The organism is Frankia sp. CoBUL1, assembly GCF_978021245.1.
On the sequence record NZ_CDXDOS010000115.1, the window covers coordinates 2,205 to 11,298 of the forward strand.

A 9,094-nucleotide genomic window follows, 5' to 3' on the forward strand; every position below is an offset into this window, starting at 1 on the left:
CGGAGCGCAGGTAAGACCGGGATCCGTGCCGGCACCGCGCGGCGAAGCGGGAACCCACCCGAAGCTCACGCCCACCGGGGCATAGCAGGCGGGAATCTCCGCCCTTCAAGGCGGAGAGGAGGTCAAACGTCGGTGTGGAGGCGGGCTCGGGAGGCGGTCCTCACGCCCGCGCAGGTCGCATCACCGCTGGGCAGGACGCCGTACGATCTTCGGCATAGCTGCATCTCGGGCTGGCTGATGGACGGGGTCAGCGTGCAGCAGGCTGCGGAGTGGGCGGGTAACAGCCCTGCCGTGATCTGGCGGACGTACGCGCGGTTGCTCGACGGCGGGGAGCAGGAGGCGGTGCGTCGGCTGGCTGCGGCGCGGCGGGCAGACGGCTAGAATGGGAGGCGTGAGGGCGCCTACCGGGCGCCCTTCGGCGTTTCTGTACCGTGTCTGTATCGGGCCGGAGGAGAAATGTTACGATAGGATTAAAAATACACCTCAGGAGGGCTCGCCTAGTGGCCGATGGCGGCGGTCTTGAAAACCGCTACGGGGAGTGATCCTCGTCGTGGGTTCGAATCCCACGCCCTCCGCTTTACCAGGCTTTTTGTCGCCGGAGACAGCTGGCCACGATCAGCCTGGAACACCTGAAGATCCTTGTGGGCACGAAATGGGCACGCTGGGACGTGACCGGGGATCGCAGCCACCGTCCCCGCTGCCTTCTGCCTCGCTGAGTGCAGCAGGTGGACATATAGCGTCCCTGTGATGGCTGTCGAGCGGGCCCGGCGGATGCGGGCTCGGCGGGAAATGTGGAGGGTGAGCGACGGTGTGGAGACCGTGAACCGTGACTGACCCTCCACGCTTCAGCCGCCTCACGAAGCGCACTTTGTGGGTAGGCGTGTAGGAGCGGGAATCTCTCCAGGAGAAGCTCGTCGCGCGGGGGCCGCAGTCGCCCGCAGGCCGAACCCTTCTGAGCGGGACTGGGCCTGCTTCGCGGGACTGGGCCTGGTCGACTCCGATCCGATGTACGGATCCTGCACCATCGGCCTCGGCGACAGGCAGGAACTGCTCATCCGGTTCCGCACCGACGGGCACGTGGCCCGCGCAGCACCATCGGGCGACTCGGAATGGAGCGGCCGGTCTCGATGAAACTGATGCGTCAGGCGGAACTGTCGGCTCGCAACGCCAGTCCGAGCTGGCTGATCCGGCGTCGCTCCCGCCACCCTCGCAGCAGTGCGCCGGCACTCACGCCCTGGATCCCCTCGCCGCCAGCCCTGGCGATGGCGTCCGTCCTGCGTTCGACCATAGCCAGTCTAGTGATATTACTGTGTGTCAGTAGTTATTTTTTGCCTGCCCGGCGATGTTCCAGGTGCCGCTCGGCCCGGCACGGTTGTTTCCGGCGCGGGTTCCCGCCGGTGGTCGGCCTTCGCCGATGACGACCCGTCCGGGCGGAGCGCTCTGGTTCGCGAGCTCCGGAAGCGTTGCCGCAGGACAATCACCCTGAACACTCGACAGCCGGTTGCGTGACGCTTGTGCAGGTCTGCGACAGGATGGCCGGGTGCCTCCCCGTCGGTCGACATCCCCTCGCGCGATCCCGGCCGCCATCACCCCACCTCGGCGTCCACGCGCGGTTTCCGTCACACTCCGTTCCCCAGATGAACAAGCCATCCAGCAGGCGTTGCCGATCCAGGTCTCTCGTCGCCGGCAGCCCGACAAGACAGTGCATATCCCGGTCACGGCCAGTTGTGCCGGCTGCGAAGAGCGGTGGACCGATCCGGCCACGACCCATTGCGGGTCCTGCCACCAGTCCTGGCCGACGGTGCAGGGCTTCGATGAGCATCTGGTCGATTGCCCGGCTCATCCGGTGATCGCGACTCGTCGGGTCAAGCGGGAGCGTGAGCCGTCGGGCGCCAACGTGGCCTAAGTCCGTCCTCCCCCCGTGACCGCGGTCTTCCTCCGCATGCGGCCGGTTTCCGCCGGACGTCTCGGTCACGGGCGATCGGCGGCCGGTAGGCGGCCGAGGTGTTTTCGAGCCGCCGTCCCGGCCGAGCCCGGATCATGACGGTGAGACCCGGCACCGAAGGTCGGAACCACTCGGCGATTCCGTGCAACGGACCGGTGAGGCGGGCGAGAAACTGCTACGTTCCGGCGCTGGAGTACCCGTGAACGCCGCCGCACCGTGTCGATCATCCGGCCGGGAGTCCGTCCGCGCCGTGCGTCATCGGATCGCGGATCGAGGATTGCGGGCTGAGGATGGAGGAACGGATGACGGTCTGCGGATTGGTCCGGCTGGACGGGGCGGAGGTCCGGCGGGCGTCCCTGACCGCCATGCTGGCCTCATCGTCGTTTGGGCTGCCCGCCGCACGCGGTGTCCACCTCGACGGAGCATTCGGGGCGGTGACCGCCGCGGACCTGCGGGCGGACCCGGCTCCGCCGATCGCGGTCGACGACGCGGGGCTCGTGGTGATCGCGGATCGTCCACCTCGCCGTCCCGAGGGAAACGAGACGGCCCGGATACTGGCGGCCGCCTACCGCAGCGGCGGCAAGTGGGCGTTGCTCCGGTCCACCACGCGGACGGTGACGATCGTCTGGGACCCGCGGCGCGCCCAGCTGGTCCTCGTGCGACCCGCCAGTACGGCCGACGAACTGATCACCTGGTCGGACGGGCGCCTGTTTGCCTTCGGTACCGAGGCTGACCAGGTGCTGTCCGCGGAGATACTCGCTCCGCCCTCCCGGTTGGCCCGGCTCCGGCGGCTCACCGCCGGTGAGGTCCTGACGATTGCCGTGCCCGCCCGTCTCCGCCGACCCGCACCGGCTGCGCTCCGCCTGGCCGGAGTCGACTCGGACGTGTCCTGAGGCGACGTCTCCCGGCGCCGGCGCTCTGCGTGGACTGCGTGGACTGCGTGGACTACGCGGGCTTCACGGACTTGGCGGGTCCGGTGGCCGGGCCGGCCGGAGCCGCGGCTGCGGACAGCTGGCTCTTCCGCACAAGGAACGTGACCCGCCGCTCGGCGAAGAACGACAGGAACGGGATGGTGCCGGCAAGCATGATCAGGATTGTCCGGGTCGAGGACAGCCGGCAACGGTTCGCCAGATCGAAGGAAGCGGCAAGGTACACCATGTACAGCACACCGTGGATCGGGCCGACGGCCGCGACGATCGTGTCGCTGCCGCCGATGTACTTCACCGGCATGCCGATGCACACCAGCACGATCAGCCCTACGCCGACGATGTAGGCGATGGCCCGGTACCGCAGCAGGGATGCGCGAATCGCTGTCGTGGAGGCACGTCCTGTGGTGGCCGTACGGGTGGGGTCGGGCAATGCCGTCATCAGCGGGCTCCGTTGATGTGCTTGAGGGCGTCCCGAAGGGCGTCACGCTCGTACAGTGAGGCGAGATAGCGGTTGTAGGCGTCGAGTTCGTCGTCCTCGGCGGACTGCTCGGCGGCGCCGGTCGTCAGCATTTTGGGGCCCCTGTCGAGATCCGGTCGCCAGGGCGCCTCGGGGGCGATCCGGCCGTGGGCACCCCACCGCGGCCCGGTGGTGTCCTTGGGTGCCAGATCCTCCTTCATCATCTTCACCCACCAGTACACGACGAAGGCGGCGAAGACAGGCCACTCGACCCCGTAGAAGAGGTTTTGCAGCGATCCCTGCGGGGATTCGCCCTTCGTCAGCTGCCAGATGCCCATGCGGATGAAGAATGCGATCAAGAGGAGCGCGAGGAGATGACGCGCGATCCACGAGGGTGACAACAGCAGCCGACGCACGAGGTTGACGCTACCCCTCCCCGGCCGGTCGGCGTAGGGCGCGTGGCACCTTCCCGCGACCGGGCTCACACTCGGACCGGGGCGCCGGGTGGCGTGGGAGAGGTCGCGAGGGGCTGGCCGACCTTGGCCGGGCCGGCCAGCCCGCGTGCCGCCGTCGACGGCCGCTTGGCGACCCGTCCGCCGGGCTGGGGGGGTTAGCCGGGGAGCGAACGGGCCGAAACACCGCCGGACCTCCTGGCGCGGGGGGCCGGTATGGCGTTCATCTGTCAGTCGTCCGACGGAGGTTGACTGGTTGCCGTCGTTGTGAAGATTTTTCTTCCGCATGGTTGCCTGTGGTTCCGCATGGTCAAGTGCAGACCCCGGAACCGGCGTAGACCCGCGCCGTCAGCGCAGGACTGCGGCCGCCAGCGTCCAACCCGATGTGCCCCCGCTGGAGATGGTGACCGACGTCGTGCCGATTCCGGCCGGCAGCCCGATGCTCACCACTCCATCGGCCGAGCCGTCGGCGATCGGTGAAGGCAGGGTCTGGGTGAAGGTCTGCGTGCCGCCGATGGAGGTGACGATGATCTGCACCCGCCCGGAACCGGATCCGAGGAGGACGTCCAGGGTGAGCGGAGACTGCGAGACGAAGACCGTCAGCCGGGCCGAGCCCTGCAGGGACAGCCGGTCGGTGTCATCCACACCGGTCGCGACCGGTGTGCCCTCCGTCCAGTCGAATCCGGAGGATGACGGCACGGACGTGCCCAGCAGGGTGCCGGTGTCGATCAGCGGCATCACGATGGCGGCCCGGTTCTGCACACCGTCCCACGAGCCCCCGAACAGCACCCAGTCGAGAGTGCCGGGCCCCGGAAGCCGTACCCGTGATCCACTGGGGAAGGGGGCGACGGTGCTGGTGTAGATCTCGCCGCCGATGCCCGCGAACGTTCCGCCGGGCAGGGAGGATCTGCTGTCACCATGGTTCGCGGACGGTCCTGTGGACGGTCCCGCGGACGGTGACGGTGTGCCGCCGCCACCGCTCGCGGACCCCGGGTCCGCCGGGTCCGGGCCGGTGGACCTCCGTGCGGCGCTCGCATCGCTCGTCGCGTCCGGGACGGCGGCGCTGACCCCGGATGTTCCGGCGGGGCTCGACCTGGCCGGTTCCGGTGGAACCGCCGCAGTGGCCTGGGGCGACGTGACCGGCGTCCGCACGACCGGAGACGTCGTGACCAGCGTGGCGGACGGCCGCGGCTTTGCCGTGACGGTCGTCGTGGGCGGAGCCGGGGAGTTCGGTCCCGACGGCCCCAGCAGGGCCAGGGCCGTCAGGGCCGTGATGCTCATGATGGCGAGTAGCGCTCCCGCGATCGTGCCGCGTCGGGCGACCGAGCGCCGCCGGGAACGGGGCCAGTGGTGGGACCGGGGGAGCCGGTCGGGGCTGGTAGACCGGCTGGATCGGCGCCGTCGGCTCGATGGGGTCTTCGCGATGGTACGGCCCAGGCGGTGCTGCCTGGTGATGATCCGCCCATCCCCGGTCCGGGTGCCGGAGCCGATCGAACCAAGCGGTCTGAGTGGGCTGTTCGCGCTGAGTGGACTGTTCGCGCCGACAGGTCCGATCGGGCCGAGGGGGCGGATGATCGTGCTGCTCAGGGGAGCATCGACCGCCGCCGCGACACGTCCGCGGATGCGATCGGAGTCGGGGTGGTGCCGACCCATCTCGGCGCTCAGCATGCCGCGGAGTCGGTCGGGGAACGGAAGCTCCCCCAGGTCGCCGCCATGACCGTCGCCGCCGCGGAACTCGCCGACGCGATCGGCTGACCCTCGACCATCCGCGCTCGGGCTGCTGGTTTCGCGGTCGCCTGTTCCGTGGTCGCTGATCACGCGGTCACCCGTCTCCGGAGCGGAGGGACGGCAATCGGCCGGAGGCTCGCCGCGCCGCGCTGCCGCGCCACCCTGCGCATCATGATCGGGCTCCTGGAACCCCGGGCGCCTTCTGCGTCATCTATGCCTCGCCGACTCGCTGCTGCCACCAGGGCCATAGCTTGACGCGGCCGAGGCGGGCGAACGCCGACGGGCTCGGACCCGCCGGTTTGCCGGACTGACCACTGCCCCGCTGCCGTCCCAGGCGACCCGAGCCCGACCGGGAGCCATTCATCCGGGAACTGCCCGATCGGGATGTGGCGCCGCGTGATGTGCCCGGCCGACCGGACGCTACCTGTGGCCTCGGCACCTCCGCGGCACCGGCCGGCGGCAGCTCGGTGTTCTGGAGAATCCGCTCCAGTTCGGCGACTCCCTTGGCGGTCTGGCTCTTCACCGTGCGGACAGAGATACCCAGCGTGCGAGCCGTCTCGATCTCCGACAGGTCGAAGGCGTAGCGGAGCACGACACAGGCACGTTTGCCCGGCGGCAGTGTCATCAGCGCGGAGCGCAGATCCATGACCGCGGGGAGATCGGGTATCCGCGCCGACTGGTCGGCTCGCTGACCAAGGAAGAGCAGCCCGCGTCGCTCGCGGACGACCTTCCGGACCCGGTCGGCCGCCAGGTTGGCGACGATCCGCCGGACATACGCCAGCGGAAAGTCCGCGGAGCGGACCCGGTCCCAGGCGGACCAGGCGGCCGTCAGAGCGTCCGCGGTGATGTCGTCCGCGACGTCGTGATCGCCGGTCAGGAGATACGCAAACCGGCTCAGCTCGCGGTGATGTCTCTCGAAGAAGGCATGAAACTCCGCCTGGGTATGGGGATGTTCGGGCTCGTCGTCGGCCGCGACCGCTTCCACTGGCACGCTCCCCGGGCCCGTCGAGGCCGGCGCGTCCGCGGCGCCGGCCGGACAGCCGATGCTGTGGTCGTCTGTCACTGGTTGCAGAGAACCATGAGTTCAGGGCGATATGCATATGACGGTAGCGACTCGATCGGGTATGCGTCGTGGTACCTGGATGCCGAGTGGGGCGGTCACTGTTAATACGCTCGAAGCAGTGGCTTTACCCTCGGTCCGATGATGTCGGGCTGGCCACACATGGTGATGGTCCTGGCGCGCGTTGACATCGGCCACGGGGGCAAATCCGTCTCGGACCGGCCGAGGCAGTCATATTATAGGACATAGGGGCATAGGACTTGACGGCATAGGGTCGGGGATGCGAGCCGATGAACCGAGATCCGGACGAGACAGCCGCGATGACGGGGCGGCGCACGGATGCGCGACGCCGGTCCAGCGGGGTGACCGGCGACCAGGCCGCGGCGAGGGACGAGCCGCCGACATGGGATGCTAGGACGATGTTTCCGCCGCGACGCCCGCCGGGTACGGCGAAATCTATGTCTGCCCTGTCTGGTCCGGCTGCCCCGTCCGCCCGGTCTGGTTTGTTTACCCGGTCTGGCCTGGTTGCCCTGTCTGGTCTGGTTGCCCCGTCTGTCGTGATGCCCGAGGCTGTCCGTCCCCATCGCCCGAGTCCCCCGCCCCCGCTCGATCCGGACACCCCGATCCCGGATGATCCCGGCCCGCTCCTGCCCGACGCTCCTGACCTGCCGCCGGCTCCGCACGAGCCCTCCCCGTACACCGAGCCGGCTCCCGGCGCACCCCAACCGGAGCCCGAGCCGGTCTGAGGCCCGAGCCGGCGTCCGTCCACCCCACCGGAACATCCGTACGGCCGCAGCATGAACATGCCCGCACGCCGGATGATGCCGCGGCATCGCGTGCCGAGGAGCCGTAGCGTGTGACGGATGCATGCTGTGACGGTGAAAGCGCCCGGTGGGCCCGAGGTCATGACGTGGTCGACGGTGGCGGACCCTCCTGCCCCGGGGCCGGGCGAGGTTACCCTGGAGGTGGTCGCGACGGCGGTGAACCGCGCGGACCTGCTCCAGCGGCAGGGTTTCTACCCGCCGCCGCCCGGTGCCTCTGAGATCATCGGGATGGAGTGCTCCGGGCGGGTGGCGGTTCTCGGCGCCGGCGTGGACCGGGTTGAGGTCGGGGCCGAGGTGTGCGCGCTGCTCAGCGGGGGCGGCTACGCGAGTCGGGTGAACGTGCCGGTCGGCCAGGTGCTGCCGGTTCCGGCCGGGGTCGACCTCATCACGGCGGCCGCTCTGCCCGAGGTCGCCTGCACGGTGTACTCCACGGTGTTCGGCATCGCCGGTCTGCGTGACTGCGAGGTCTTCCTCGTGCACGGCGGGGCGTCCGGCATCGGGACCTTCGCGATCCAGGCGGTCCGCGCGCTGCGTCCGAACGCGCTGGTCGCGACCACCGCCGGGACCGCGGCCAAACTGGCCAGGGTGCGGGAGCTCGGCGCCCACATCGCGGTCTCCTACCGTGACGACGACTTCGTCGCCAGGATCCGCGAGGCCACCGACGGCCATGGGGCGGACGTCATCCTCGACAACATGGGTGCGGCGTATCTCGCCCGCAACGTCGCCGTGCTGGCCGTGGGAGGCCGTCTGGTCGTCATCGGCCTGCAGGGCGGGGTGAAAGGGGAGCTCAACCTCGGCGCCCTGCTCACCAAGCGGGCGGCGGTCCACGCCGCGTCACTGCGCGGGCGGCCGGTCGAGGAGAAGGCCGACATCGTGACCGGTGTCCGCGGCGACTTCTGGCCGGCGATCGAGGCGGGGGCGATCCGGCCGGTCATCGATCGGGTGCTGTCGATCACCGAGGTCGCGCGGGCGCACCAGCATGTGGCTGATTTCGGACATGTCGGAAAGGTGGTACTCACGATCCCGGAATGATCCTCGATGGGTGACACCCGGCGTGACCGTGGAGGCGAAGCCAGTGCTGTGGGAGGCGGATCACGGGGCAGGATAGGGGGCATGACGGATCAACCGGAAGCCCGCGTCGTGGTCGTCGGGCCTGACGGCGCGCTGCACGAGACCGCGGACTCGGGGGTACCCGACCGGCCGGTGCGGCCGCTGGCCCCGGACGGTGGCCAGGCGCCGCAGGCCGCGGAGGAGTCGGACGGCGGCAACCCCATCGCAGCGCTGGTCTCCCAGCCCGACAAGGTGATGCGCATCGGTACCATGATCAAACAACTGCTCGAGGAGGTCCGCGCCGCCCCGCTGGACGACGCGAGCCGAGTCTGGCTGCGCGAGATCCACCGCAGTTCCATCCAGGAGCTCTCCGACGGGCTTGCCCCGGACCTGCGCTCGGAACTCGATCGGCTGTCGCTGCCGTTCGACGAGGAGCGCACGCCGTCGGACGCCGAGCTGCGCATCGCCCAGGCACAACTGGTCGGCTGGCTCGAGGGTCTGTTCCACGGCCTGCAGACCGCGCTGTTCGCCCAACAGATGGCCGCCAAGGCTCAGCTCGAGGAGATGCGCCGACGGGCCCTGCCGAGCGGGCAGCAGCCCGGCAGCGAGACGTTCGGCCGCGGGGCCTACCTCTGACTGACCCGTTTTT

Annotated in this window: 10 protein-coding genes and 1 tRNA gene; 6 read left to right on the plus strand and 5 right to left on the minus strand. The window is 69.7% G+C overall.

Annotated features, from left to right (window positions below; translation table 11 throughout):
- The first annotated feature begins 132 nt into the window (after positions 1-132).
- Together AC08OX_RS10310 and AC08OX_RS10315 are read left to right on the plus strand one after the other, a co-directional pair.
- Complete coding sequence (locus AC08OX_RS10310; protein WP_476607605.1) at positions 133-381, plus strand: hypothetical protein; 249 nt, start codon at positions 133-135, stop codon at positions 379-381.
- A gap of 105 nt (positions 382-486) precedes the next feature.
- Positions 487-575: transfer RNA gene (locus AC08OX_RS10315), tRNA-Ser, on the plus strand.
- Positions 576-1,141: 566 nt separating this feature from the next.
- Here the strand turns inward: AC08OX_RS10315 and AC08OX_RS10320 are convergent.
- Complete coding sequence (locus tag AC08OX_RS10320; protein WP_476607606.1) at positions 1,142-1,288, minus strand: hypothetical protein; 147 nt, start codon at positions 1,286-1,288, stop codon at positions 1,142-1,144.
- Positions 1,289-1,702: 414 nt separating this feature from the next.
- Here AC08OX_RS10320 and AC08OX_RS10325 point away from each other — a divergent pair, with 414 nt between their 5' ends.
- Positions 1,703-1,906, plus strand: coding sequence for an FDXHR family putative zinc-binding protein (locus AC08OX_RS10325; RefSeq protein WP_476607615.1), 204 nt, complete (start codon positions 1,703-1,705; stop codon positions 1,904-1,906).
- A gap of 341 nt (positions 1,907-2,247) precedes the next feature.
- Complete coding sequence (locus AC08OX_RS10330) at positions 2,248-2,838, plus strand: hypothetical protein (protein WP_476607607.1); 591 nt, start codon at positions 2,248-2,250, stop codon at positions 2,836-2,838.
- 52 nt (positions 2,839-2,890) lie between these two features.
- Here the strand turns inward: AC08OX_RS10330 and AC08OX_RS10335 are convergent, their stop codons facing one another.
- The 4 genes from AC08OX_RS10335 to AC08OX_RS10350 all read right to left on the minus strand — a co-directional run bounded on the left by AC08OX_RS10335 (position 2,891) and on the right by AC08OX_RS10350 (position 6,496).
- Entirely contained in the window at positions 2,891-3,313 is a 423-nt protein-coding gene (locus AC08OX_RS10335) for a DUF3817 domain-containing protein (protein ID WP_476607608.1), read from the minus strand.
- Entirely contained in the window at positions 3,313-3,816 is a 504-nt protein-coding gene (locus AC08OX_RS10340) for a hypothetical protein (RefSeq protein WP_476607609.1), read from the minus strand. Before AC08OX_RS10340 ends, AC08OX_RS10335 begins: the two co-directional genes overlap by 1 nt.
- 315 nt (positions 3,817-4,131) lie before the next feature.
- On the minus strand, positions 4,132-5,064 hold the full coding sequence (locus tag AC08OX_RS10345) for a hypothetical protein (protein WP_476607610.1): 933 nt from the start codon (positions 5,062-5,064) through the stop codon (positions 4,132-4,134).
- Between the two features lie 658 nt (positions 5,065-5,722).
- Positions 5,723-6,496: a SigE family RNA polymerase sigma factor gene (locus tag AC08OX_RS10350; RefSeq protein ID WP_476607611.1), complete on the minus strand. Its 774-nt coding sequence runs from the start codon at positions 6,494-6,496 to the stop codon at positions 5,723-5,725.
- A gap of 938 nt (positions 6,497-7,434) precedes the next feature.
- On the opposite strand from AC08OX_RS10350, the gene AC08OX_RS10355 reads away from it, so the two are divergent.
- Both AC08OX_RS10355 and AC08OX_RS10360 read left to right on the plus strand, forming a co-directional pair.
- Complete coding sequence (locus AC08OX_RS10355) at positions 7,435-8,427, plus strand: NAD(P)H-quinone oxidoreductase (protein WP_476607612.1); 993 nt, start codon at positions 7,435-7,437, stop codon at positions 8,425-8,427.
- An 81-nt stretch (positions 8,428-8,508) separates the two neighbouring features.
- The gene (locus AC08OX_RS10360) at positions 8,509-9,081 is read left to right on the plus strand and encodes a bacterial proteasome activator family protein (RefSeq protein WP_476607613.1); all 573 of its coding nucleotides are present in this window, start codon (positions 8,509-8,511) and stop codon (positions 9,079-9,081) included.
- The last annotated feature ends 13 nt before the right edge of the window (positions 9,082-9,094 follow it).